Genomic DNA, 25039 nt, shown 5'->3' with positions numbered 1-25039 from the left:
TTAGGAAATGACTTCCAGTGCTCCGAAGAGCGCGGGATCGATCTTCTTCCCCAAAAGGAAGAACTTGCGGTCCGGATACCAGAGCACGGGCCCCTCCTCCCCCGTAGTCAGGCTGGCATAAAGGGCGAGATCTCCACGCAGGATGGAAACTCCTCCATTATCCATGAAGAACCAGGGAGAGGAAAACCAGACCGGCTGGTGCGCCTGGGCGCGAAACTCACCGCGAGCGAGACAGACCGGCCGGCGATGTTCCGAGGTATCCGAAGGCGTCTTGTCGAGAAAGTACCCATCGTGGTTGTGATAGAGCAGCACGTAGTCTCCCAGTCCGGTCTCGTAGATCGGGCAAGGGCTCAGCGGGTGCGGCAATGCCGGTCCGTCATCGTACTGCCTCAGTATCTCCGGCCTGGTCCACTCGCTGCCATCCGGACTGCCCACGGAATAGTACGGGCTGCCCAATGTCGTCCGCATGACACAGAACAATCGCTGATCTGGCAAAACGACGATGCTGGGTTCCTGGATGCAAGGCACCGAGGGATGACCCACCAGCGGCGTTTGCAGGGCGTCCTTGTCCCGGGCCAGCCAGGATATCTTCAGGCCATCGATATCGGGTCCCTCATCGACATTTTCAAACCGGATGAACTGAACCACCGAAGCCTCAGCCCACCATTCGTCTATGGGCTTGGGCGGACGCACCGACGGGCTGACCCACCGGGTGAATCCTGAGAAATAGCGCCCATCGGCCAGTCGTATTGGCTTTTGCCAGACGATCCAGTTCGCCGGCACATCGGGGTCGGGGTTGTCCCAAATCGAGCGGGGCATCGGAATGATGGACTCCTGGCTCCAGGTCTTCCCCTCGTCATCACTGAAGATGCCAGCCATCAAGCCGGTCGTATGCGTGAACACATCGTTCACCCCGGTATGCCTGCTGTAGATGATATAGATGCGGCCCGTGCGCGAGATCAAAGGAAACGCCCAGCTAGCCATCCCGGAGCCCTCCGGCAAATCCGGCCCGGCCAGCGTCCTGGGTTCCGACCAAACCACCCCGCCGTCCACGCTTTTGGAGATGACGATGTGTTGGTCGGGATTTCCCTCGAAACTGCTCTGCGTCCAGACGGCCAGGTACGTCTGCCCGGAGAGACGGCTCACCAGAAAGTGCTCATTGCTGGCCCTGGAGTGCCGGATGTCGCCGCTGCACTCCGGCTGGTAGACGAAAAAGTCGGGCGCGGTCCGGCCGGCTTCACGCGCGATGTGAGTAAGGGTGTTCATGGATTGGCTTTTTCGGAGGAAACATCGATCCGCACGGGCAGAGCGAGGCCGGCGCCAGGCAGTTGCGCGATCACCTTGCGCTGCCGGTCGCCGATCTTGACCGTGATCTCGTACTCTCCAAGGAATCCCCGTACCCGGACATTTCCCGATGCATCGGTCGTCTCGGTAATATCCGTCCACCATTGCTGGCGCACCAGATCGATAAAGGCCTGACCGTTGGGGCGAATGCTCCAGTCGCGATTCCACAGAGCGGCTTCCGGCTTCCAATGGCTGCCCGCCCAAAACCCCCAGATGGTAATACCAGCGACCGAAGGGTGGGAAAACGCAGCGATCAGGAAATCGCGGGTGTAGTCCGCGCGCAACCGGGCATCGCTGCTCGCAATGTCAAATTCCGTGATCTCAATCGGCAGGCCAAAGGCGGCAAACCGATCCAGCGTCTTGAACATCTTCTCCGGCGCGACCAGCGTCGCGTCAAAATGCGCCTGTTCGCCGATGCCATCGACCGGAGCATCGTTATTCCTGAGCGTACGCAGGATATTCTCCAGCTCATCGATCCGCCGTGCGTCGCGGGCTCCGCCCGAGAGCATGGCATAGTCGTTCAGGTAAAGGCGCGCTTCAGGGGCTGCCGCGCGGGCAGCCTCAAACCACTCGGTCATGGCATTCGGACCGAGCGTGTCCTTCACCCATGGTTCCATGTTATTCACTGGCTCATTGAGCACATCCCAGAGGGAGACCCGCCCGCGATAGGCCTCCACCGTATTGGCGATATGATCGAGGAACCGCGCCCGCAACTCCTCCGGCTTGTCGCGCAACTGCACGACATCATCCGGAAGAAACCTGGCGGCAGGCCAGACCAGACAGTGCCCGCGAATCGAAAACCCTTGCGACAACAGCCAGTCGACCGCCCTCTCGATCTTGTCGGGGCTGTTTTGCGGCTCACCCGTCTTGCGCCACTTCATTTCATTTTCAAATGTGGCCCGATTGAAATACCTCGTGAGTATTGACCGATACTGCTCATGCTCCGGCGAGTCGTCCAGCAGACGGAATGCCCGTACCGAGGTGCCAAAGGGGAAGGCATGCCGTCGCATCGCGACATGCACCTGCGCCCCCGGGACGGGATTCCCCGAGAGATCCCGCACGGTGACGCTCAGATCCCCCTTTCGGATCTTCTCGATCCGCTCCTGCGCCTCTTTTCGCCAGGCGGCGTCCTGCTCACGCCCCTCATAAGTTACGATCGGGCGCGGCATCTGGTCCATCGGCGTGCCTGCCGGAAACCGCAGGATGCTCACGTCGGCAAGCTCCACCGTCTGCAGGCCGGTCCCAAAGTTGATTCCAAACTGGAACCCGTTTGCATCGATGTCGCTCTTTGCCTGAAAGGGGTGCGCGATTACGGTCCAGTCCGATCCGACCGCAAACTCATACCCTCCCCAGGAGTCATGCGGCGGCGTCGCGCGATTTGCCGACGTCGTGATCCGGCTCTCGCCGGTTTCGCTTTTCATGTCCAGGGTCCTCGCCCTCGCCGTGAGAAGCAATATCTCACCCTTCTTGATGGGAGCGGGATTGATCCACCGCGCCTGGATATCCCAGGGATTGCGGGGCATCTTCTCGACCGTAAAGCGAAAGGCGGGATACTCCGGCGTCGGAAGGGTGACAGAGCCATACGCCGTGGCCGTGGATGAAATGGCCGCCTCTCGCGAGGCGTTGGCGAAGATCGCCTCCCCGCCCGGGGGCACCGGTTTGTCAACCTGCGCAATCAGCCGACCGGCGCCGCCCAGGAGAAGGATGAGAGCCGCGGTCACCAGACCGCTGATAGGAGAGCCAGACATGCAAACAGATCCCCGCAAAGCTTACTTCCGCGAGCGCAAGCGGCAATAGCCAACCAAACCAAGCATCCCCAGCCCAAGGAGAGCCATCGAACCGGGCTCGGGTACCACCGCAAAACTGTCGATCGATGCAACACCTTTCGCCGAACCCGCCTGCGACGCCAGGATTCCATAGATCGAAGATGATCCCGCGAGGCCGGAATTAATCACCGTTTGAGTATAGATGCCGCTCACCGCCGTTCCCACGGTCCCGTCCGCAGAAGCCGAGAAAAGCTGCGAGGAGAACGTATACGACAGATTGATCGAGTTAAACGTATACGTCGTGCTCCAATAATACCAGTTCCCCGCCGTGAGCGAAAATTGCGCACCGGTTCCAAGCCCGGCATTGGACCCATTGCTAAACGACACGAGATTATATTTCGCCGCAGTAGCGTCATATCGCAGCGAGACCGCCAGGGAATACTGGGGCGTGGTAAAGGTCGACCCGCTGCCAGTCGCGGAGCGCGGCACACCCACGACACCGTCGGTGGAAGCACCTCCCCACCCCAGGGCGGACTGCGGGGCGGCGGTGCCACTGATGCCTGTCACCAGCGACAACCCGTTCGTCGCGCCCCCTGGCGCTGCGTCGATCTTGAGATAAGTGCTGATCGTCAGGAGCGATGCGGGGCTGAACGATTGATTAGCCGAATAGATAAAATTGTTATTAGTTCCGCCCGGCAACACCGCTCCTCCGCCCCCGTTGAGCCCGACGCTGGAGGAATAGGTAAGACTTCCCGAGGCCACGATCCCTCCAGCGGAGAAATTGTCGGTGATGGAACTCGCGGAATCAAAATTCACAATGAGTGCTTGTGAAGTGACGGCAAAGCCCGTGATCAGGGAAGCCAGCACAAACATGCGGGTGCCCGTCAGAGCAATGAGTGAGATAGGGTGTTTCATGGAGGTTGGAAAACGAGAACACGCTGCTTCATTCCCGAATCTTCAGCAATGAGCCAATAATCTTACATAAGATTGTTGCCATTTCCTGACCGGAAAGCCATCGTAAGGAGTCGATGAAAAAAGCGAGTTTGGGCGACATTGCGCGGATCGCCGGTGTTTCGCGGATGACAGTCTCGTGCGCCATGCGCAACTCCCCGCGAGTGAAGGCTGAAACCCGGGAGGAGATTCACCGCATCGCGCGAGAACTCAACTTCATCCCGGACGCGCGAATGGCCCGCCTCATGGAAGGCGTGCGCGAAGCCAAGAGCAAAGAGCCTCTCCCCATCGCATGGCTGAATACCGGCAAGCACGAAGACGCCTGGCGCCGGTTCCGCTGGCTGTACCCTTACTATGAAGGCGCTCGGGACCGTTGCGCGGAGCTGGGTTACAAGCTGGACGAGATTTGGCTGAAGACACCGGAGATGAACTCGCGCCGAATTTCCAACATCCTGTACCATCGTGGCATCACCGGTGTCATCGTATGTCCATCGCTGGAGAGTCTGACCCATCTCCGTCTGAACTGGAGCCGATTTGCCAGCGTGACTTTCGAGCGCGCCATCCTCGCCCCCAGGCTGCATCGCGTGGCACACGATTACTTCTACAACATGCTTCTCGCGCTGAAGATGCTGCGCCGTTTCGGGTATCGGCGGATCGGCGTATTCATGCAGCAACTCACCGAGCGCAAAAGCTTCCACGGCTACATCTCAGGCCTGTGGTATTTCCACGCCGACGTCGATACGGCGGAGCGAGTCAGCCCGCTAATCTACCGGCACGTGGACGAGATCAAAGGCGATGGCCGAAAATTTCGCGAATGGCTGGACGGGGAACGTCCGGATGTCGTGGTCGGTCACCATAGCGAACTCGTGAACTGGTTGCGAGCGGCCGGTCGGAAAGTCCCCGAGGAAATCGGAGTCGTGCATCTCGCGATGGAAGACGACTGTGCGGAATGGGCGGGTATCTGGTCGAGAAAACGCGAGATCGGAGCGCAAGTCGTCGAGCAGTTGGTCACCGCCATGCATAACAATAATTTCGGCCTTCCCACAGTGTCTCACGATCTTTTGATCGGCGGATATTGGAAAGCCGGCGCCACGCTGCTCGTTCCCAAGCCCTCTCGCCCGCACCAAAAGGCATCCCGGACGCGCAAAGCCCGCTAGAGATCTGGATGTTTGGATGGAAGCGCTGTTGGACCGCCGAATAGTGACCATCCTGCCACCCTGGCCCCTCGGTACATCCGGTTGGCTCGTATTTGGCTTTAGGGTTCGGTAGGGGGCTTGAGGGAGTAGATGACGGAGCTTGAGTTCATGTTGAGCTTGTTGGCAGTGATGGATCCGTTGAGGGTGGAACCGCCGTTGAAGGTGACGGTGCTGCTGGGGGCGTAGACGGCGCCGTAGACGGCGGACCCGCTGTTGGCGTTGAAGCTGCCGCTCCAGATGTTGAGCTGCAAGTATCCGGGGTGGGCGGAGTTGCCGATGGTGCGGCCGAGGTTGAAGCCGCCCTTGAGGTTGATCGTGACCTTGCCGACGACTTGGATGGTGCCGCCGTTGAGAGTCAGGCTGTCGAAGTAGTAGACCATCTCCTGATTCGGGTCGGAGGCGTTGCCGAGGACGAGGGTGCCGCTGTTGAGCGAGACACTGCCGAAGTGGCCGGCTTGCGGGTTTGCGGTGGTGCCTCCGATCAAGTTGACGGTGGGGGTGCCGCTGTTGACCGTGATGTCGGCATTGCTGGTGGCGGCGTAGGTGTACGTCCCGCTGACGGGGAAGGCGGTCGGGGCATTGGACGCCTTGGTGCCCCATTGACTGAGGTCGAAGGCCGTGAGCGTGTAGCGTTCGATCTGCCGGTAAACCTTGCCGGTGACGGAGGGGGCCGGATCAAAGTTGACCGTGTAATTGGACGGGTCGGCCGGCCCGCCCAGGTCGACGACGCGGTACGGACTGTTGTCGTAAGTGTTCTGCCCGAGGATGACGGAGGCAAAGAGGCTGTCGCGGGCGGGTGTCCAGGTTTTGTCGCCTCCCGAGACGGCGTTGCTTTTCACGGTCGGTGTGCCAGGCAGGTAGAGGCTGCCGTTGATCTTGCCGCCGCTGTTGATCTGGATGTTGCTCGGGGTTGGGCTGTAGGCCAGCATGATGTTGCCGTTGAACGTGCCGTTCAGGGCCGACAGGCTGCCCACCAAAACCCCTTTGGGGATGGTGGACGGGCTGACGACGGGAGTGTAGACCTGCGTGGTCTGGGCCGAGTCGAAGAACCAGTTGGTCAGGCTGGCCGGGGCGAAGGTGCGGGCTTTGATCGTCGTGATGGCGTCCTCCGCCAGGGGCACGGCGCTGGTATAGGCCTGGCCGGCGCTGGGAGACTCGAGGTCGCTACCGTCGGTCGAATACCGCAGGATGTACCCGGCGGGCAGGTTGGCCAGATCGCCAGGGGAGACAAAGAAGGATGTGTTCATCCCCTGGACGGCGGTGATGAGCGGTGTACCGAGGGTGACTTTCTTGATCGCGACGCTCTGGCGGTCGGGATTGCCGCTGATCACAAAGGCATTCGGGTCGGCGTCGAGGCTTGCGGTTCCAATGACGGTGGTGATGCCGGCGAAGGCGCTGGTGCTAATCCCCATGGTGGCCGGGGCGGCATCCGTGCCGCCGGCGCTTCCCCCCTCAAGCTTGAGGGTGACTGTCACCTTGCCTGCTTGGTTGGCCGGGATGGTTCCAACCACGCTGCCCGTCAGGAAGACCGATACGGTGGCGGCGCCGCTGGCCATTTGTCCTCCGGCCGCGGCGTAGGTCACCTCGGTGGGACCGCTGATCATCGGGTGGATGGCGATCTTGGCCGGATCCGGAGTCGGGCTGGCCGACGGGGCGGGAGACGGCGTCGGGGTGCTGGTGGGATTGCTCGTATTTGGGTTGGTGAGCGCAGCGGCCTCTTCGGGGGTGAGGTCGCGGTAGTCCCAGATCCATCCCGGCCCCTGCTTGACGTCATGCACCTGGGCCAGCAGCTCCTTGCGTTCGGTCGCGTCGACCGGCGCCTCTTTGGCCAGATTGTCCTGAATCTCGAATTCCTTCACCCCGGCCGGCCCCGGGCCGGAGCGCACCTCGAAAATCGTTCCCGTCCAAACGGCCCGCTTGTCGGTCGTGGCCGCTTCCGCGGCCGTCTGCATCACCGGGTGGATCCGCTGGTCGATGACCGAACCGCCGGGCAGGATGGCCACTGCGGCCGAACTGTCCGTCCGCCGCGTCTTCAGCTGGGCGATCACCGCTTCTTCCTTCAGGTTTGGCGAGAGCTGCCCGTCGAAGGTTTGGTAGATCGGTATCGCCCGGTTGATTGTGTCCACGTCCTGCTGCAGCTTGTTTTCCCGCGCCGACTTGCGCACCTGTACCACGCCCTGATAGGCCGCCCCGCTCAGAATCGCCAGCACGCTGACGACCAGCAGAACCTCAACAAGGGTGAAAGCTCCGGCGTTCCTTTTCATCGTCGCACCCCCGTCATGAAAGCCGATTGGGTCGACTCGTAGGTTAATCCGTCAATCCATCTGGCGTCCCTCACCGTCACGCCGCCTTGCCGGGGCAGGCGCTCGGCGATGTCCATGGCGTTCCAATCCGATATCCCGAGCGCGACGCTTCCCCTGTTAAAGGCGGCCAGCGAATTCAAGGATTCAAAGGAAGCCAGGGTGCCGTCCTCCAAGGCAAAGACCACCGCGACGTGGTGCCAGGCGTAGGAATTCAGCTCGTAATCCACCAGGAGGATGCGATTCGCCACGCCCTCCTCTCTGAGGCGGTTGCGAACTGCTTGCGCGACCGGCAGACATGCGTCCTGAACGCCGGAGAGAAGTTCCGTATCGCCACGTAACCGCATGTACGAGGCCGTCCCCGCGCACGCAAGCGCCACCACCACGACTTGCAGGCAGAGAGCGGGAAAGAGCCTCATCAATCAGAATCCTTGGGCGGCTGAAACCGGCGGACGAGTATCTTTTCCACGTCCGCGTAGACGACTTTGCTTAAAATCACGGCGACTTTGCTTACGAAAGCATAAGCGAAGTGGAAAGCGAAAATTCGGATGGCTTAGGGAAGCTGGCGGATCGAGAGCGAGCGACCGAGGGAAAAGGCTTCGGACCGGATCCGTAGTTTGCTTTCGACGCGCAGGTTTTGGACTCCCGGAGGTTGTTGACCGTCGACTCGGCCCGACCTCCAGCCTTGAGTTTGTCCCTGAAGCGCACCACATCACCATGCGTGACGGCAGCAATCGTCAGTTCCGCCCGATCTCCCAAGTGTTCCAGAAAATCCCGGATCAATTGCTTGTATCGCTGCATCGTCGTCGCTGACGCCGAGCCCTCGCGGTTCTTCAACCACTCCTCCAGCCATGAGCGAGTCGAGTAAAACTGAACCTTTTCACCAGTGGCGTTCTCCATGATGTCCGAGAGAACGCGTCGCACCTGCGCTTCCGTCAGACGCTTCTCCTTTCCTTGTCGCGCGGCATCATCCCACCCCAGGCAGATTCTCAGGGCCTTGGCACGATTACGCTCCTTGGTGCTGCGAAACGCCCGACTGCCGTCTGTCTGATAGAATGCGCAAAGACTTCGAAGACACCTCGGAAAAATAGTTTCTCTGCGCCTCACCCGATGGATTTGCTCAGGATTAGTCGGGATTTTGGGCTCCTGGTTCCAGAGATGTTTGACGAAGTGGTCGATGAGGAGTCTCTCTCGCCAGAGTCGCTCCCTTCAATCGCGACAGCGGTCAATACGGCGGACGTCGCCTCATTGCCGGTGGCTGCAAGAATGTCCGTACCGCCCTTTTAAGTTTCTCCGGCAGATTGTTGCTCTCAGACAAAGCAAACGGGATTGTAATATTGTCGGCTGGCAAGCACTCCTTGGTCTCGTAGAACGCTAAATTTGCGATATTCTTTTATGATTTTTGTCGGGGGGAGAGGGGGAAATTATCAACCGACATCCACCAGCAGTTCCATCATGGATTGTGTCTTCTCGGCAAAGACATTCCGTCGCGCGACGTGAATGGCACCGCCGCAGGCGCGGAAAATGGGCAAGGGTTGATCTGCGGGGATTTCGTCCCACCCCGCCTTCACCCGAGCACTGGCGTCACGGGTCATGGCGGTGTAGAAATTCACCTTGCAAACGCCATCCTGCCCGACACTTTGAATACGGTCGCCGAGGCTGCTGGTTCCGTGAAGAGCCTGGATCGGTCCGACTTCGCGAGTGATGCCCCGGGCGATATCGCGGCGGTAGTCGAGAGGTGCGGTGGACTGGGTGCGGTGCTCGGTTCCGAGATTCGGCACGATCAGGTCTACACCCGTTCGCCGGACAAATTCCCGGACGCGGGCAGCATCGGACAACATCTCCGACTCCCGGATGTTTTTTCGCTCGATTTCCACCCTTTCGTAAATTTTGTCCGGGCAGGCCTCGATGACCACCTTGCCGCCAGCTTCGGCGACGTAGCTCGCGGTCATGGCGGCGTTTTGGTCAAAGTCGTAGAGGCTGGCGTCGAACAGGATGATGCCCATGGCGTCCTGAAACCAGGGTGAGCGCATCAGCCGGAGATCGGCCTCCAACGGAACCCAGCCATGGTCAAGAAACGGTATGACCTCCACCCGCTCAGAGAGACCGTCCCGATCCGCATAGGCTTCCAGCCAGTTCATCCATGTCTCAGCGGCCTGTTCCAGAGACCCTTCGGCGGCCAGGCGTCCGAGTTGCGGGTGATCGGGATAGGAGGCGGTGACACCGATGCCCACCACGACGCGGGGCGCGTCGCGTTTCTCGGCATAACGCTGCGCTCCGATGAGGATGCCTTCCATTTCCTCCGGGGTTTCCGCGTTGGGACAAAGGACTGGGGTGGCCGTTGCGCCCGCCGATTTCATGCGCTTCAGGACGTCGGTTCGATTTCGGATGATTTTCATGATTCGTCTATTGAGTTGTCGCTCCAGAAAGAATAGACAGCGGGGCTGTGCCGAATTTGAAAGACGTGGCAAGAGCGGCGAACGTTCATCCCACCACCGCTTCCAGTATTCTCAACGCCGCATCGGGAAATTCCCGTTTCAGTCCGGAGACACGCCGTCTGGTCGAGGAGGCGGCGCAACGCCTGGGCTACGTGCGCAACCTCGCCGCCAGGAACCTGCGCGCCCGCAAAAGCTACACGGTGGGCCTGGTGGCCGGAAATCTGCAGAATCCGTTTTTTGCCCAGCTTTCCCTCGAACTGGAAAAATGCCTGCATCCGCTCGGCTACGAGTTGCTGCTCACCTGTCATGGCGCGGACAATGCCGACGACGAACTCCGACTCGCGCAGACCCTCTCGGAACGCGGGGTCGACGGGCTGTTGATCTGGTCGGAAATGCGCGGAGGGCGCGCGCCGAAGTTTTCCGCCGGAGCCGGGTGCCCCCGCGTGTTTCTCGGATACGGGCCTCCGCGCGAGCCGGCCGTCACCATTGACCTTGGAAAGGGACTGGCCCTGGCTGTCGGCCGCCTGGTCGCCGAGGGGTTCCGACAGATCGCCTTTTTTTCGCCATCCTATGCTCGGACCGCCGGGCTTCCCAGACCGCGGCCCGAGCTTCTCCAGGACGCCTGCCTCCGCCACCGGATTCCCCAGCCAATCCTGCTCTACTACGATGGGGAAAGCTGGGATTTTCAGGCGGCGGTTGAAGGCGCCATGCGCCTTCTCCCGGACGTGAAATGCGAAACCGCCGTGATCGGATTCAACGATGTCTGCGCGCTCGCCTGGTTTCTTGCCGCGCAGGGAAAGAACCGATCGGCACCCGTGGTAGGCTTTGACGGCACGCCCCTTGTCCAGGCCATGTCCTCGCGGCTTCCCTTTGTGGATCTGCGCCCGGCTCTGGTCGCCGAAAAGGCCGCCGCATTGTTGATCCAGCTCATGCGCGGCGAATCGCCGCGTTCGCGGCGCGTATCCGTTGCTCCGCTCTATGTGGGAGACGAGGGACAGTACCCCGTGCAGCACTGCGCGGGATGAGCAGGTCTCACGCGGAGGTGTAGTGAGAGAGGGCGGAAGAAATTCCAACCCATCACGCCGCCGCGTTCCAGCTCGGGACTTTTGCTTTTGGGTTGGAGAACTTTGCACAGGAGTCGTGATTTGCCTTGGGAAGATATTTAAATAGGGCTTGACCTAACGTTAGGTCAACCTTGTATTGATCCCATGCCCTATGATCTGATCGCGGTCGGTCTCAATGCCGTGGACGTGCTGGTGCGCCTGCCGGAAACGGTACGGCACGATGACAAACAATTTGTGGACGATCTGGTCATACAGGGTGGCGCGCCAGTCGGATCGGGCTGTTGCGGCGTGGCGCGTTTCGGATTTCACGTAGGGATGGTGGCGCGCTTGGGAAGGAACACGCTGAGTTCGATCTGTCTCGAGGATTTTCACGCCAACGGCGTGGACACCGGGTTGGTGGTGCGTGACGAGGAGTCGCGTCCCGCCATTGCCCTGGTGGAGATCGACCACCGCACGGCGGCCCGCACGGTGTTCATTCAGATGGATCATTATGGGTATCTCAGGAGGGAGGACATCCCGAACGCCGAGATCGCGCAGGCGCGGGCGCTTCTGGTGGACAGCTATGACCTGGACGCGACAGAGGCCGCGCTCAAGGCGGCCGCGGGAAGCGCCTGCCGGAGCATCATGGACTTTGAGTCAGGCGATCCGGAACGGTTGAAAAAACTTCTCGGCCTAGGGACCGATGCCATTCTTCCGCTTGCTGCAGCCCGAGCTCTGTCCGGTCTGCGGGAGCCGGGCGAGGTTCTTCACGCGCTGGAAGATTGGTGTCCCGGGCAGGTGGTTGTGACGGATGGGCGGCACGGAAGCTGGGCGCTCGACCGGGATTCCGGCGGCCTCCGGCATCAGCCAGCCTTTGTTGTTGAGGCGGTAGACACCACGGGATGCGGCGATGCCTTTCACGCCGGTTATATTGTGGGTTTGCTCGAAGACTGGCCGCTTGAGTTGCGCATGGAATTCGGCTCCCTCCTGGCGTCGTGCGTGGCGGGTCGAGTGGGCGGACGGACCGCTCTGCCGTGGCGGAAGGATGCACCCTCAATGGCGCGCCGGGAAACCTCCCCTGCTCTCGCGAATAAACTCTCCACCCTCTTATGAAAAAACAATCGCTCACCTTTGCTCTCTATTTCGGAAACCGCGGATTCTTTCCCGAGACACTCGTCGCTGGCGCCCGCCAGGAACTCACCGCGCAGGTCGAAGCCCTCGGATACAAGGCACTCCTGCTGGACGAATCCGCAACCCGCTACGGCGCGGTGGAGACCCCCGATGAAGGCCGCGTCTATTCGAGGTTTCTCGAAGCCAATAAGGGAAAATACGATGGCATCATTCTCTGCCTGCCGAACTTTGGCGATGAAACCGGGGCCGTCACCGCGCTTCAGGATTGCGGCGTGCCCATACTCATCCAGGCCTATCCGGACGAGCTCGACAAGATGGGCTTCAAGGAACGGCGTGATGCATTTTGCGGCAAGTTTTCCATCATGGATGTCTTTTACCAATATGGCCTGCCTTATACGGTGTTCCCGCCCCACACCGCACATCCCTCCAGCGACACTTTCAAAAAACAGCTCGAAAAATTCGCAGGCATCTGTCGCATCGTCGGAAAAATGAAGCGCATGACAGTTGGCGCCATCGGCGCGCGTACGACGGCGTTCAAAACCGTGCGCTTCGACGAACTCACGCTTCAACGCTACGGGATCACGACTGAGACCCTCGATCTTTCCGACGTATTTCTTCGGGTGAAGAATTTCGACACCTCGCGCGATGCCTTCAAAGCACGCAAGGATTTTCTGCTCGGCTATGCCAATTGCTCCAAAGTTCCCGCCCCTGCGCAGGACACGATGTCCAAGCTCTCCATCGTGATTGACGACATCATCGAGGAATACCGGATGGACGCGATCTCGTTCCGCTGTTGGATCGAGCTTGAGAAGGAACTGAAAATCGCCCCGTGTCTTTTGATGAGCGAGCTAAACAACCGGGGTATTCCCGCCGCGTGCGAGGTGGACATGTGCAATGCCATCACCATGTATGCCTTGCGCCTGGCCGCCGAAATGCCAGCCACATGCCTGGACTGGAACAACAACTACGGCGAGGATCCCGATAAATGCATCCTGTTCCATTGCGGCCCCGTTCCCCAGGATCTCATGACCGCAAAGGGCGAGGTGGTGGATCATCCAATGTTCGCCAAGGCTCTGGGCGCCGGCTGCGGATGGGGTCCAAATGTCGGGCGCATCGCGGCATCGTCCATGACCTATGCCAGTGCCAAGACCGAGGACGGAAAATTCCACTATTATCTTGGCGAGGGCGAGATGACGGCGGATCCCATCGCCGAGGGATTCTTCGGCTGCGCGGGCGTCGCACGCATTCCGGAGCTGCAGAAAAAACTGAATCTCATTGGCCGCGCCGGCTACCGCCACCACGTCAGCATGACCTTTGGCCGCGTCGCGGACGCCGTGAGAGAGGCGTTCTCCACCTATCTCGGATACACTCCGACAGAAATAAACTGACCCGGGCTCCTGGGTTTCGCTTTTCGTTGAGTCAATACGTTGAACACGATGTACCGACTGATACACGTCGACCCCCGCGAGGTGGAAAAACTGGCTGTTTCCGGAACAGGACATACCGGGCAGCAGGACTGGCAAAGTCCCGGGTCATGGCTGCGCGGTCGCGCAGGACGGTGAATTTCACGTGATCGACGTTTGCGGAAGGCTGCAAGGTTGAGGCTAACTGCCGACGCCCTGGCTCGGTGCACCACGGGTAGCACCGTCGAGGTGATCGCTTAGGTGGTGACGTGCGGGAAGATCTAGACCCTCGCGGCAAAACGGGTGTCCGGGTTCAAACGCCTTCAGCGCGTTATCGATGAGGCAAAGGTTTACCGCTTAGACTCCCGGCCGGACCGGGCGTTCTCAACGGCCGCCAGATCGCTCTTCATGCGTTCCTCCAGCCCGCAAACTGATGGCTAATAGCTATCCTGGCCGATTCCGAATAGTCCGACGCACACTGTCTAGGCAGTCTTCATTCAACTGAAACGGTGATCTTGTCGATGGAAACGGATTCGTCGGGGGTCCCCATTTCGTCGCGGCGAGCCGTCTCAAACGCCAACCGAAAAAGTTGAACTGGCAACGCCATTTTCATCTCTTTTGGATCGATGGTGTACCGGAGTTCTGACCAACTCGTATCCAAGTCCAGCGAAGAGACGACAAAGTTCTGGCTCCGCGCATCCCTGATCAGGAGGCGGAGGCGGCGGCCTGCCTCACTCGCCTTCGCCTCTACTGTGACAACGATGATTTTTCCCTCCGGCACGGTTAAGCCCGACAGGAACTCTTTGGACTGAATTGCGTTTAAACCATGAGGCTCCCCATCCCCGGGAAAAAATGTCCCCTTGAAGCGAATAGCGGATCGCCCTTCGTCTTCGACAAATTCCAGCTTCGCTCCCGCGGGCGCGTCGGCCTGCGAGATCCATGCTGGGCTTTCAGTATCGAAGTTTTCAACTGGAAGCGTCTGCCCCGCGGATAGGGAGGCAGAAAAAATTAAGGTGGCAGCAACCGAAACGAAGAAGCATTTCATTATTGAGCCTGTGATAGGAAAGGGGATTCGTGGCATCTCGATTGGGGGAAAGGAAAGCAAGCGTCCATCTTGGATTCCCAGAGATTGGCAATCAAGGAAATCTCAATGTTATTCCTAACGCAGGCATCGTATTCTGCTATCGCCTTTTCAGTGGTGCCAACGGTCGCATGTTGCGACGGTCGCAGAAAATTTCTGTTCGTTTCTCCCCCCTGACGGATGCAGCGCCTGGCCGCCTTGAGGCGGCAGAATCATCTCCGGACCTGGGAAACATGCCTGTGTCGATCTCATTTCCCGCGCCCAATATGCAGTCGCATTTATGGCGATATGTTGATTCCAAGCCCTCACGACAGTATGGGAAACGCCTGGGGACGACGATATCGCAACAAGTGAAAATTCTATAATGGCGCGCCGACCGCAGCAAACTCCGTCATGGGACCCCGCATTCCTGCGAAAAGGCTTGATGGAAGTGTGTCTCCAAAATGGATTCCGCCAGCACTTGCGCCAGCGGTGCCAGCCGTCCCAGCAGTGACTCCTTGCGGATCGTCTCTCGCTTGCTGGACGGCTTTCGCTTAGCATCCAATGTGATTTCTGAAATGTATCCCCTGAGGGATTGCTCAAACAAAACTCAAAAGGTTGGCTTATGGGGCAAGCGAGCTGGGGGATGGGTCGGTCAATATCCGAAAAGACCTGCTATTGCTCCAGAATAGTTAATAGATGGCAGTGGCAAGAGCGCATCAGGGCAAAAATTTGAGGGATCGTTCAAATTTGCAAGATTGTTTTGACTGCACCCCAATAACTTTGACCAACAAACTGAACGCTTTGCCTCAGCGTTCTGCCAGCAGGTGGCGGAAGCTGCATCTCCGCGGAAATGCCATAACGTTACGATTAACACAAAGATTGAGTGGAAATGTCTGCGAGCACACTGTTTACTTCAAATCGAGCAATGATGTTCCACAATCTCATCATCCCCAGACTCCCCAGTCGCCATCGTGAAGCTTTCTCCCTCGTTGAGCTTCTATTCGTCATTGCGATCATCGGGCTTTTGGCGACGGCAACTGTTCCGGCTCTCAATAGTATCACGGACGGTGGAAATGCGTCCAGCAGCACATTGAAGCTGGCTTCATTCCTGGAGCAGGCGCGTCAGTATGCGACCGCCCAGAACACGTACGTTTACATTTCGTTTCTGCCGCGTGATAGCGGCGGGCCTGAGGCCAGCCTATGGGTCACGGCCGTAGCCTCCAATAGCGGATCAGACATTGCCGCTCGGGGCACGAAGTCTTTCGTGGTAGGGTCGGGGGACGCGGAGGGCAGGCAGCTGACGCACACTCTCAAGCTAAATGGAATGGTGACGGAAAAGAAGGGTCAGATTCCGCTTTCGGCCGTATCTCGTCCAGATCCCGCTCAATCAGTGGAGCCGATCGACACAGGCGCATCAACATTCGGTCCGATCGGCGGAGCGACTTTTCCGATTGGGTTTTGGTTTTCACCGGATGGCTCCGCGAGTACGGACTCTGATGTACCAACGAGAATCGAGCTTGCGATCAGACCGGATGTCAGACCCGATCCCAAATGGGCCTCAGTGATCCAGATCGCTGGATTAACGGGCTCTGTCCATGTCTACCGTTCGGAGTAGGCATCCATCGAGAAGTCTGTGATTCTGCTTTCTCCCAGGGGGCAACGAGGATTCAGCCTCGTCGAGGTGGTGATCACCATTGGTATTGTCGGTTTCGTCGTGGTTGGGATACTGGGATTGTTTGCCCTCGGCTTGCGCACTGGCAGCGAATCCCTGGAGACAACAAAGGCGGCCAACTTGTCGTCTCTTCTCCTTAACCAGAGAAGAATGGTTCCTATCGACGGAACAAACAGTCCCCTGCTGTCCGGATTCTCTCTGCCTGACCTCAAGGAGAGCAAAAGCAACTTTGATCCATCGTCTTCCAGTATCACTCCGGTTTACGTGGGCGCCGATGGCTATGCGACGAACGTGGCTGCGGCGGAGTATGCCCTCGGGTATGTCGTCACGAAACATGCGCGGTCCGCGAGCGTTTACTGCTTGCTGTACTGGCCGCCTCGCGCCGATCTCACAAATGCCATTGGGCGATACGAGATTTCAACGGAGATCGCTGTCCCATGAAAAGACGGAGTCGTAGCCGCGTCGGGGCATTCACCCTTGTTGAGCTGCTCGTCGCGATGGCCGTTATCAGCGTCATGGCGGTCCTCTTTCTCCAGATGATCTCGTGGACGAGCAAGAGCTGGGCCGAGGGTCGGCAACTGGCGGATAACCTTGGGAAATCCCGGGCCGCCTTCGACATCATCACGCGGGATGTTCAAGCGGGAATCTTGCGGCCCGATCTCGGAGGTTTCGTTTCCGTCGATTCCTCGGTGCCGAAGAATTTCTGCCTCTACGTTGCCCGCGGAGGGCGGGGAGATCGATCCATCTCGATCGTTCGATACCGGATTGGCGCCAATGCAACCTTGCTGAGACAGACTCTGCCCATTGATTGGGATGGTTCGAACTCGGGAAATATGGCTTTCGGAACCACTACCATTCCAAGCGCTTCGGATCTCGATAGCAAGGGCTCGTCCACGGAACTCGTCACCGGGGTTGTGGCGTTTGGAATCTATTTTTTGAACTCCGGTCCGAAAGGAGATTCTCCAGTTATCGAAAATTCCTACACCAATAGTGCCCAGTCGTCCTCCCGCGCCTTGGGGATTTGCATGATCGTACTGGATGAGCGAACCGAGAAATTGCTCGCTTCGCAAGGCCGTCTAGACGCCTTTCTCTCGTCTTCCGCTTGGAACGAACCGGGGAGCTTGAGCCGGGGACTCAGAGCCCACTGGCAGGCCGCGATTGACTCCTTTCTGAGCGGACCGGAGGGAGCGAATCTTCCCCAGAATGTTCGAACCGGCATTCGAGTGTTCGAGACGGTCGTGCCGCTTCCCAATACCGCGCAAAGATGAAGGCTCCCTCTCAATCAAAGGCGTTTGCTTTGGTGCTGGTTCTTTGCCTCATCGTTGTCGTGAGTTCGATCCTCATAGCCTTTGTCACGGTCATGAGGATGGATCGGGCGGCCACACAGAGCTACTCGCAAGGAATTCGGGCGGACCAGATCGCCTTGGGTGCAGCACAGACTCTTGAGGATCAGATTGTGGCGGAGATCGAGAATGGGTCTGTCCGTTACGGGGCGGACGGAACGACCGGCGACACCAGCGCTCCTTGCGTCTTTGAACCCATCGCGAGAACCGACATGGTGCTCCAGCGGGCCGGAACGACCACGAATGTCGGCACGCTCTACAAGATCAGCAAAGCCGGAGTGCCTTTCTTCACCAACGGGCCGAGTCTCGCCAGTGCGGCCGCGTCCAGCGCCCCGGCGGGAAATGGTCGGAGGATCACCTTGCAAGGCTGGAGTAAACCAGCCCTCCTCGCCAATGGATGGCCGACGAATCAGGCGGCGCCTGACTGGATCAATGTCACTCGTTCCGGCCCTCAGATTGTCACAGTATCCGAAGCGAAGAATGGATCTCTTTCGAATCCGAAATACGTCATCGGCCGTTACAGCTATGCGGTGTATGATGTGGGCGGGCTGCTCGATGTCTCCATCGCGGGCTTTACCAAGGGCGGTTCGGATCTGACCGGAAGGTTCATCGCGCAGAAAGGGTCCTCCTTCCTTGCCGATCTTACGCAAATTCCCAACGGAGGTGGAAATCTCAGTGCGGCTCAAATTGACAAGATGGTCAAGTGGAGGAACAAGGCCAGTCTCCCCACGGCAATCTCCTATGTGACGAACTATCTGGGAACGAACGGAGGAGTGGCTGTGAAGGCCGGGGACGACGCATTTGTCAATCGTCAGGATCTCATACGATACGCGCAGCTGAACGGAATGACCAACGCCCTTCCGTATCTGACCACCATCCATAGATCGCTCAACGCTCCAAATTATTCTCCGACAACAAATGCCCCGGCGGGTGGGATCTACGCGTATAAGGATAAGGCAAACACTCCTTCGTCGATCAATCGGTCCCTTGCGAACGTCAGGGTAAAGGCTGGAGGATGGGTTCGCTCAGATGGGAGTTTGGCGGTGACTGGAGAGCCGCTTCTGAAAAATCGGTTTCCGCTCAAGCGGCTTGGTCTTTTGGCGGACGCATCCGCAAATGCTACTGACATCCAGAAGTATTTTGGTCTGAGTGGACCAGGTGGGAACGAGCCCTGGACGTATAACCATGGTTCCTCGGGGCGCATCATGACCTTGCAAGAGGTGGCAGCCGCAAATCGTGAGCCGGATTTTTTTGAACTGCTCAAAGCGGCAATCCTGGATGGATCCCTCGGTCGTGATCCGGGTGGGGTCAAGGTCAACTCCACCGATCCCGGGATGTACTCCGATGTACGCGCCGTGAGCGTCGAGCACGACCCGCAAATCTTCAAGATTGGCGCGAATATTATCGATCAGTTCGACGCCGATAATTATCCGACAACGATTTTCTGCCCGATGTTCGCGCCTTTGACGGATAGCGCAAATTTCGCGTACGGAATCGAAAATCTCCCGTACTTGACCAGGCTTGCGCCAATACTTAGAGATGTCACGCCACCAGCCTTCGATGGAACCAAGAGCCTGGGAAGATGCTGGGTCCAGCCTGCCCTTTGGAACCCTCACCAGGCGGATGTGGAAAGCGTGCCTACACCGTCGGTTATCCGCGTGCAAGCCTCCGGGGTGGCCCGCATGACGGCGAGCTACTCATACAGCGGCCCGGTTCCACAACCGACGCCCCCCAAGAAGGCCGCCACGGGTCCGGATACCGATTTCTCCGTCGATCAAAAGGCCGCCATTATCCAGCCGCTCGCCTCGATTGATTTCCGGACGCAGCCCGTTCCATTGAATGAGGGCAACGTGGATCTTGTCGCGACCGATATCAAGAATATCCCGAGCCAGCAGTTTCCCACCGCGCCATGGACGGCCAAACCCGTGGGGTTTGCAGTCGATGCGATGCCGTATTTTCCCGATAGCACGACCAAGACAAACCCTATCTATTTTCTTTTTCAACCCGTAGGGTCCGTTTCCTTCACTCTTCAATGGCTGGACGGGAATGTTTGGCGCACATACGCCAATATTCGACAGGTGAAGACCAAGATGCAGACGCAAGTGTCTCCTGATGCAGCGGGATACCTGGGTGATGATTCGGCTCACGATTCTTATGTCACCTTTGATGGCAGGACGGACCGATTCGGAGTTGGGCTGGCGTTGTTCCCGATCAACTCAACTTTCCGGCCGACCTATCTGCCGGTGAGCGGAAGCAAGTTTGTCGGCCCTGGTCCTGACGTTGCGTCGGGCTTCTTGTACGGATCGCCTCCAAGCCCTGTCATGCCAACAGCAAGTGCGGGGTATTATCCCGCGTCGCTTGCCAAGAATAGCGACGCCGGAACAGTCAAGTACAAGGATGTCGATGGAATCGCGCGGATGGCCGACGGGGGATTCGCAAGCGAGTCAGCGGCGAGCTTTCCAAACGGCTTCCCGCTGGCGGCTGGGAACAACACCGGGAGCCAGCGCCCCCTTATCTTGAACCGCCCGTGCAGATCAGTGGCAGAGTTAGGATACGCATTTCGGGATCTGCCGTTCAAGACCGTGGATCTCTTCACCGATCAGAGTGCTGATCTGGGACTGCTGGACGTCTTCTCGGTCGATGAGGCCCCCATCGTCGCAGGGAAGATCAACCCGAATACGGCTCCGGCGGAGGTCCTGCGGGCAATTGTCACCGGAGGTCTGAAGAGAGAGAATTTTGTTGGCTCGGAGCCGGCATCAGCGGATTTGCTCGGCAGCTATGTTCCGGATTTGGCGGCCAATTTGTCTGCCCAGCTTCGGCAGACGCCGCTCCTGCACAGAGGAGAGATCGCGGCTTCTCTCGGCACGGCGTTGTCGGCGGTCGTTCCCGCGAATAATTATCTCGATGCGGCAAACAAGACTCACCGTGAAGCTGCAATTCGCAGTATCGCCGACATTTGCGATGTCAGGACCTGGAATCTGTTCATCGATGTGGTCGCACAGGCGGGAAGGTATTCACCGCAGGCCACTTCGCTCGCTTCTGATTTCATTGTCGAGGGAGAGAAACGTTACTGGCTGCACATCGCGATCGACCGCGTTACCGGCGCTGTTATCTCACGTCAATTGGAACCAGTTTATGAATAGGACATTCACGCTGATGGTATCCTTAGTGTTTGCGTTTGGCATCCGAGCCTTCGGTCAGGCGCCTTCCGTGCATCCGGCTTTGGATCGGGCATCCTATACGGTGAAGTTCATCTGGAAAAATGGAGCCACAGCGGCTGCCTCCCCTGGGAATGCCTTGCCCAGCGAAGTCGCAGTGCAACGTTTTGATGGAATTCAGAATTCGAAGATCACTTGGCTCGATGGAAAGCAAACCGAGGATTGGGCTGATGGTCCTCTGCTTGTGACAAGAAGCCCCGTCGGTGACTGGTTGAATGTGATGAATATTCAGAGTGAAGAAGCCTCCTCCGCCTGGAGAGCACTGACATTGTCCGCTTTCGGCTCATGGGCAACGGGCGATGCGTTCAAGGAGGAAAACACCATCCAGGAACGGCGCGTTTTCCGCTTTGAGAGGAAAAGTCCCAGCGATGACAGCAATGAGACTCTTTGGATTGATGCTGTTTCTCTACTGCCGGTTGCCTATGAAAATAGTGACCTAAAAGGGGTTTTCACTTTTTGGAACGCCCCTTCTTCTCCACTGTCCCCGCCGCAGGAGTATGTGAAAAAGCTCTCGAGATTCCGTGAGCTCGACGCCACACCCGTTAGGCTCTCTGGAGGAAAGTAGAGTCTGAGGCCCCTGGCCGGTTCACGTAACAACGTTTTTTAGCTTACTCATCAAAAGAAGCATAAAAATAAAAGCCTTGGCTCGTTTTTTGGATGCCTGCTGGGAAAATGCCTCAGTTCCGGTCTCTTTACCGCAGGTACCGTCATGGACCTTCTTTCCGGACCCTTTCTTTCAACTCTCTGGGAGGAAGTCTTACCATCGGCACTTTCGCCCATGGTACCGCCCTGCTATTTCCGCACTTGATCGGATTCCGTCCAAGCTGGATTTGGAATCATCCAGACACGGTTTCGGGATGCATCCGGGCTTGATTCGTTATAGTAGATTGCTGAGCCGTCGAGATTGAAAGTCGGATGCGGATGGCGCGGGTGGCGCATGTATTGGTGTGATCTGGCGAGAAAGGTGCGGTCGCCAGTTTGCATGTCGACGAGAAGGACGTCACTGATGTCTGCCGCATCCGTCCATCTGTAGCCGGGGACATCATACGGGCCGGTGGTATCGACCACGGCCCATCGGCCATCGCGGCTCACCCCGACGTGCCAGTCGCGATCTCCCGCGCTGACGAGACGCGGCGGTCGACCGTCGGGAAAAAATTCGAAGAGGCCGCCGGGGACCGTGGAGGAGACGCCATAAGCGATTCCCAGGGCGGACGTGGCATGAAAACACCATCGCTCGTGGCCTATAGCCGAACCGCTGGCAGTCTGATCAAACAACGGTTTCCCCGAGCTGGCGAGATCCGCGTGCCAAGCCCAGATGCGATCTCGGATGACATCGGGGTCTCCTTCATGGCTATATCCGATCCAGCTCTCATCGTGCGGACAAAAGTGAAAGTGATTTGCCCACCACTCGTGCTCGAAAAGCTTTTTAACATTGGGGTCGTCAATGCTGATAAGGAGCGCACTGTGTCTTCCCTCGGTGTAGTGCCCAATGACAATCCGGCGCCCGTCGTTCGAGAGGCTGGGCAGGGGATGGATAATATGGTTGGGGGAAGCGTGGAAGAGCTCGACGCCGCCACGCTCAATGTCACTAAGGTCGAAGAGCCAGACGGTATTCTGAGCGATGGTGACCAGCCTGTTGGATTCGAGTGAAATATCGAACCACAATAGCTTCTCGGGTTCGGGTTCCCTGGGGAAGGAGCAAATCAATGTTTCAGCCCTTGTGGCGATATCAATTTTCCAAAGATTCACGGTATCTTCCCAGAGCTCACCAAGGACGAGTGAATTCCCCTGGTCCGCGAAGCCATTGGCATGGGGATAAGTGAGATAGCGATTTTGTGAGAACTCGCTGATGAGGATCGGAGTTGGTCTCATGCTTCTGAAAACAAAGAGAGGGAATCGAAGTTCTTCAGGCAAAGAGCCTCAGTGTTTGGGAGGCTCCCCAAAAGGGGGATCGCAGCATACGGGCAGGCAGCCGTCCATTCTTTTTGGATGCATTGGTACTCAGTGAATGACAATCGACTCAGGACTGGCAACAGCGGTTGATGCTCTGGCGACGAAAAGGATCGCGACGCCCGCGCGTCATCCGCCAGGAGGAAGCCCTTACCGGAGGAGGCCCCGGCGTCGGCGGGCTGTGACCACCAGGAAGGTCGCCGAGGCGGCCAGCAATGCCCAAGTTGTCGGCTCGGGGACGACGGAAAGCACTCCGGTCGTCTGCTCAAAGGTCCACGCCTGTCCGCCGACCGTGCCGGTCCATGTGTCTCCGCTGCGAAGCAGCGACCCGGAATAGCTCCCGGCCAGCGTGATCGTGTCGAAGTTGCCCGTCTTGCTAGTGAAGTCCAGGACATCCCAAGAAGCCGTCCCATAAGTGCCGGAGAGGGTGAAGGTGATGTCGCCGTTTGCCGTGAGCGAGTTGACGCCGACGATGCGGTCGAAACTCCCGGCGGACGTCCCGGTGATGTCGATTTTCAATTGGGAATCCACCCCGGAAAACGTGAGATCCTTGTTGTTCAGAGTCAGAGTTTCCGTGGAATCCAACAGCGTACCAGGCGCGAGAATGGCCGTGGTGGAGTTGGCGACGGTTACCGCGCCACCGATGGTGCCGTTGCCGCCGAGCGTGCCGCCGGTATTCACCGCGACGGCGCCGGTTGCGGAGGAGTTGTTACCGTTGATGAGCAGCGTTCCCGCACTGATCGTGGTCGCTCCGGTATAGGTATTGCTCCCGGTAAGGACCAATGTGCCGGTAGCGCTTTTGGTGATGGCACCGGATGCCGCCGTTCCGTTGGAGATTACACCGGAGATTGTCGCGGTCGTGTTTGCAGCCGGTTGGAAGTTTAGGGTGCCTGCATTGGAGTTATCTGAAAGGAGAATGTTTCCTGACAGGGTCGTTCCATTAGTATTGGAGAGGGTCACGACTCGACTTCCCCCGCCCACGTTTGTGATGGTGCCACTGAGAGTCAGTGCCGCGGTGCTGGCGGCGGAGGAAATATTTCCAGAGCCGCTGCCCCCGCTGTGCTGGAGGTTGATATTGTTGGCCAATGTGATCGCGGTGGCTCCGGTCACTCCAAGGGTGCCCGCATTGGCCCCGGAAAATGTCACTGTTCCCGTGCCCAGAGCCGAGTTGTTGCCCACCAGGATGTTGCCCGTCGAGATCGTCGTGCCGCCCGTGTAGTCGTTGGAGCCGGTCAACCGCCAAGTGCCGCTATTTCCAGTTGAGGAAATGGACAGCTTTCCTCCGCCGCTTCCATCACTGACCTTCCCGTTGATGATGCTCACACCATTGTTGGATGCTGTCAGAGTGAGCGTGGTGGTATTGCCCGACGTGGACACGCCAGAGATCGGCCCGTTGAAAGTGATTGCCGCGCCGGTTCCTCCGTCTTGTTGATCAAAGGTGTAGGAGCCACCGTTGCCTTGAATCACAATGGGCGCATTGATCGTCTGCGCATTGGATGTTGATGTGGAGGTCTTGTTTGTGATCGCTCCTCCGTTCGTGAGGAGAAGAGCATTGGTTCCGCCGACCGTGCCTATCACGAAAGCCACATTGGTGTTCGTATCGAAGGTAATATTCTGAAGATTCCGTCCACCTGCGTCGATGACAATCGGCGAGGTTCCCAGAGGCTGAAAGAACGTGGCGGTGTCAGTGTTCGTCGTCGTGACGCCGTTGTCGGCAACACCGGGGATATTGGTATCGCCCACCCAGTTGCCAGGGGTTGACCAGTTTCCATTCGCACCTCCTCCATCCCAGGTATTGCTGGCGGCCCGGCCGCTGTCGGGAACCAAAGTGAGAAGGCCAAAGACGGCGATGGAGGGAACGAGTGGAAGGAGATATTTCATAGAATGAGGGGGTTGAGTGCGAAAGTAAAATGGAGGTCTGTAACGGAACAATGTGAAAAGTGTGTTACACCTAACGTGTCGTATGCTGACACGTAGGATCGAAATTTCTCCCTGGCCGGAGACGCGGGGTCATCCATGCAGGCTTTCCTTGGACTTTCGATTCAAAATAAGCTGGCATTATCACCGAAGCTTCGACTGGCCAGTGGTCTAGTTTACAGGGATAAGCTCGCCACCACGTCGTATGACCAGCGCGCTTGAAAACCACGCGCGATCCTCGACAGCCAGCGGCGACACCGCATGGAGCTGAGTGACCATAGGGCGGAGTGGCATTGTTCTTTTT

19 protein-coding genes and 1 pseudogene are annotated in these 25039 nt (G+C 58.3%); 10 read left to right on the top strand and 10 right to left on the bottom strand.

Annotated elements, in window-relative coordinates:
- From TSACC_RS03740 to TSACC_RS03730, 3 genes are read right to left on the bottom strand one after another with little or no spacing between them, the layout of a single operon-like run.
- Entirely contained in the window at positions 1-1266 is a 1266-nt protein-coding gene (locus TSACC_RS03740; RefSeq protein ID WP_075078050.1) for an exo-alpha-sialidase, read from the bottom strand.
- Positions 1263-3092: an endo-1,4-beta-xylanase gene (locus TSACC_RS03735; RefSeq protein WP_075078049.1), complete on the bottom strand. Its 1830-nt coding sequence runs from the start codon at positions 3090-3092 to the stop codon at positions 1263-1265. The genes TSACC_RS03740 and TSACC_RS03735 overlap by 4 nt, the downstream gene beginning before the upstream one ends.
- Positions 3093-3113: 21 nt before the next feature.
- Positions 3114-4025: a PEP-CTERM sorting domain-containing protein gene (locus tag TSACC_RS03730; RefSeq protein ID WP_075078048.1), complete on the bottom strand. Its 912-nt coding sequence runs from the start codon at positions 4023-4025 to the stop codon at positions 3114-3116.
- A gap of 113 nt (positions 4026-4138) precedes the next feature.
- On the opposite strand from TSACC_RS03730, the gene TSACC_RS03725 reads away from it, so the two are divergent.
- Entirely contained in the window at positions 4139-5218 is a 1080-nt protein-coding gene (locus TSACC_RS03725; protein WP_075078047.1) for a LacI family DNA-binding transcriptional regulator, read from the top strand.
- A gap of 98 nt (positions 5219-5316) precedes the next feature.
- Here the strand turns inward: TSACC_RS03725 and TSACC_RS03720 are convergent, their stop codons facing one another.
- From TSACC_RS03720 to TSACC_RS03710, 3 genes are all read right to left on the bottom strand, one after another.
- On the bottom strand, positions 5317-7521 hold the full coding sequence (locus TSACC_RS03720) for a DUF7305 domain-containing protein (protein WP_075078046.1): 2205 nt from the start codon (positions 7519-7521) through the stop codon (positions 5317-5319).
- The gene (locus tag TSACC_RS03715) at positions 7518-7976 is read right to left on the bottom strand and encodes a hypothetical protein (protein WP_075078045.1); all 459 of its coding nucleotides are present in this window, start codon (positions 7974-7976) and stop codon (positions 7518-7520) included. The genes TSACC_RS03720 and TSACC_RS03715 overlap by 4 nt, the downstream gene beginning before the upstream one ends.
- A gap of 91 nt (positions 7977-8067) precedes the next feature.
- Complete coding sequence (locus TSACC_RS03710; protein ID WP_153811239.1) at positions 8068-8457, bottom strand: site-specific integrase; 390 nt, start codon at positions 8455-8457, stop codon at positions 8068-8070.
- 287 nt (positions 8458-8744) lie between these two features.
- Here TSACC_RS03710 and TSACC_RS22330 point away from each other — a divergent pair.
- A pseudogene (locus TSACC_RS22330) lies at positions 8745-8840 on the top strand (IS110 family transposase); the annotation flags it as partial.
- 144 nt (positions 8841-8984) lie between these two features.
- Here the strand turns inward: TSACC_RS22330 and TSACC_RS03705 are convergent.
- Entirely contained in the window at positions 8985-9956 is a 972-nt protein-coding gene (locus TSACC_RS03705; RefSeq protein WP_075078043.1) for a class II fructose-bisphosphate aldolase, read from the bottom strand.
- 65 nt (positions 9957-10021) lie between these two features.
- Between TSACC_RS03705 and TSACC_RS03700 the strand changes: the two genes are divergently transcribed.
- From TSACC_RS03700 to TSACC_RS03690, 3 genes are all read left to right on the top strand, one after another.
- A complete protein-coding gene (locus TSACC_RS03700; protein WP_153811238.1) occupies positions 10022-11020 on the top strand; it encodes a LacI family DNA-binding transcriptional regulator in 999 nt (332 codons plus the stop codon).
- Positions 11021-11203: 183 nt separating this feature from the next.
- Positions 11204-12151 carry a carbohydrate kinase family protein gene (locus tag TSACC_RS03695; protein ID WP_075078041.1) on the top strand — a complete coding sequence of 316 codons (948 nt, stop codon included), beginning with the start codon at positions 11204-11206 and terminating at the stop codon, positions 12149-12151.
- Positions 12148-13557: an L-fucose/L-arabinose isomerase family protein gene (locus TSACC_RS03690; RefSeq protein ID WP_075078040.1), complete on the top strand. Its 1410-nt coding sequence runs from the start codon at positions 12148-12150 to the stop codon at positions 13555-13557. The genes TSACC_RS03695 and TSACC_RS03690 overlap by 4 nt, the downstream gene beginning before the upstream one ends.
- 508 nt (positions 13558-14065) lie before the next feature.
- On the opposite strand, the gene TSACC_RS03685 is transcribed toward TSACC_RS03690, so the two are convergent.
- Complete coding sequence (locus TSACC_RS03685) at positions 14066-14617, bottom strand: hypothetical protein (protein ID WP_075078039.1); 552 nt, start codon at positions 14615-14617, stop codon at positions 14066-14068.
- A 943-nt stretch (positions 14618-15560) separates the two neighbouring features.
- On the opposite strand from TSACC_RS03685, the gene TSACC_RS03680 reads away from it, so the two are divergent.
- The 5 genes from TSACC_RS03680 to TSACC_RS03660 are packed head-to-tail and all read left to right on the top strand — an operon-like array spanning position 15561 to position 21433.
- Positions 15561-16250, top strand: coding sequence for a prepilin-type N-terminal cleavage/methylation domain-containing protein (locus TSACC_RS03680; RefSeq protein WP_075078038.1), 690 nt, complete (start codon positions 15561-15563; stop codon positions 16248-16250).
- Between the two features lie 18 nt (positions 16251-16268).
- Positions 16269-16748, top strand: a complete 480-nt coding sequence (locus tag TSACC_RS03675; RefSeq protein WP_075078037.1) for a type IV pilus modification PilV family protein — start codon at positions 16269-16271, stop codon at positions 16746-16748.
- Positions 16745-17575: a type II secretion system protein gene (locus TSACC_RS03670; protein WP_075078036.1), complete on the top strand. Its 831-nt coding sequence runs from the start codon at positions 16745-16747 to the stop codon at positions 17573-17575. The genes TSACC_RS03675 and TSACC_RS03670 overlap by 4 nt, the downstream gene beginning before the upstream one ends.
- Positions 17572-20793, top strand: a complete 3222-nt coding sequence (locus TSACC_RS03665; RefSeq protein ID WP_075078035.1) for a hypothetical protein — start codon at positions 17572-17574, stop codon at positions 20791-20793. Before TSACC_RS03670 ends, TSACC_RS03665 begins: the two co-directional genes overlap by 4 nt.
- The gene (locus TSACC_RS03660) at positions 20786-21433 is read left to right on the top strand and encodes a hypothetical protein (RefSeq protein WP_153811236.1); all 648 of its coding nucleotides are present in this window, start codon (positions 20786-20788) and stop codon (positions 21431-21433) included. Before TSACC_RS03665 ends, TSACC_RS03660 begins: the two co-directional genes overlap by 8 nt.
- Positions 21434-21660: 227 nt before the next feature.
- On the opposite strand, the gene TSACC_RS03655 is transcribed toward TSACC_RS03660, so the two are convergent.
- Positions 21661-22740: a hypothetical protein gene (locus TSACC_RS03655; protein ID WP_075078033.1), complete on the bottom strand. Its 1080-nt coding sequence runs from the start codon at positions 22738-22740 to the stop codon at positions 21661-21663.
- 228 nt (positions 22741-22968) lie between these two features.
- Positions 22969-24699, bottom strand: coding sequence for an autotransporter-associated beta strand repeat-containing protein (locus TSACC_RS03650; protein WP_075078032.1), 1731 nt, complete (start codon positions 24697-24699; stop codon positions 22969-22971).
- Positions 24700-25039 lie beyond the last annotated feature (340 nt).

This window comes from Terrimicrobium sacchariphilum, assembly GCF_001613545.1.
Lineage (GTDB): Bacteria > Verrucomicrobiota > Verrucomicrobiia > Chthoniobacterales > Terrimicrobiaceae > Terrimicrobium > Terrimicrobium sacchariphilum.
The sequence above is the reverse complement of the archived record's forward strand: the minus strand, read 5'-3'. Positions and strand labels throughout refer to the sequence as shown.

Bases quoted from the DNA above. Each gene is read 5' to 3' on its own strand.
- TSACC_RS03740 (WP_075078050.1), bottom strand. From the start codon at position 1,266: ATGAACACCCTTACTCACATCGCGCGTGAAGCCGGCCGGACCGCGCCC.
- TSACC_RS03735 (WP_075078049.1), bottom strand. From the start codon at position 3,092: ATGTCTGGCTCTCCTATCAGCGGTCTGGTGACCGCGGCTCTCATCCTT.
- TSACC_RS03730 (WP_075078048.1), bottom strand. From the start codon at position 4,025: ATGAAACACCCTATCTCACTCATTGCTCTGACGGGCACCCGCATGTTT.
- TSACC_RS03725 (WP_075078047.1), top strand. From the start codon at position 4,139: ATGAAAAAAGCGAGTTTGGGCGACATTGCGCGGATCGCCGGTGTTTCG.
- TSACC_RS03720 (WP_075078046.1), bottom strand. From the start codon at position 7,521: ATGAAAAGGAACGCCGGAGCTTTCACCCTTGTTGAGGTTCTGCTGGTC.
- TSACC_RS03715 (WP_075078045.1), bottom strand. From the start codon at position 7,976: ATGAGGCTCTTTCCCGCTCTCTGCCTGCAAGTCGTGGTGGTGGCGCTT.
- TSACC_RS03710 (WP_153811239.1), bottom strand. From the start codon at position 8,457: ATGGAGAACGCCACTGGTGAAAAGGTTCAGTTTTACTCGACTCGCTCA.
- TSACC_RS03705 (WP_075078043.1), bottom strand. From the start codon at position 9,956: ATGAAAATCATCCGAAATCGAACCGACGTCCTGAAGCGCATGAAATCG.
- TSACC_RS03695 (WP_075078041.1), top strand. From the start codon at position 11,204: ATGCCCTATGATCTGATCGCGGTCGGTCTCAATGCCGTGGACGTGCTG.
- TSACC_RS03690 (WP_075078040.1), top strand. From the start codon at position 12,148: ATGAAAAAACAATCGCTCACCTTTGCTCTCTATTTCGGAAACCGCGGA.
- TSACC_RS03685 (WP_075078039.1), bottom strand. From the start codon at position 14,617: ATGAAATGCTTCTTCGTTTCGGTTGCTGCCACCTTAATTTTTTCTGCC.
- TSACC_RS03680 (WP_075078038.1), top strand. From the start codon at position 15,561: ATGATGTTCCACAATCTCATCATCCCCAGACTCCCCAGTCGCCATCGT.
- TSACC_RS03670 (WP_075078036.1), top strand. From the start codon at position 16,745: ATGAAAAGACGGAGTCGTAGCCGCGTCGGGGCATTCACCCTTGTTGAG.
- TSACC_RS03665 (WP_075078035.1), top strand. From the start codon at position 17,572: ATGAAGGCTCCCTCTCAATCAAAGGCGTTTGCTTTGGTGCTGGTTCTT.
- TSACC_RS03660 (WP_153811236.1), top strand. From the start codon at position 20,786: ATGAATAGGACATTCACGCTGATGGTATCCTTAGTGTTTGCGTTTGGC.
- TSACC_RS03655 (WP_075078033.1), bottom strand. From the start codon at position 22,740: ATGAGACCAACTCCGATCCTCATCAGCGAGTTCTCACAAAATCGCTAT.
- TSACC_RS03650 (WP_075078032.1), bottom strand. From the start codon at position 24,699: ATGAAATATCTCCTTCCACTCGTTCCCTCCATCGCCGTCTTTGGCCTT.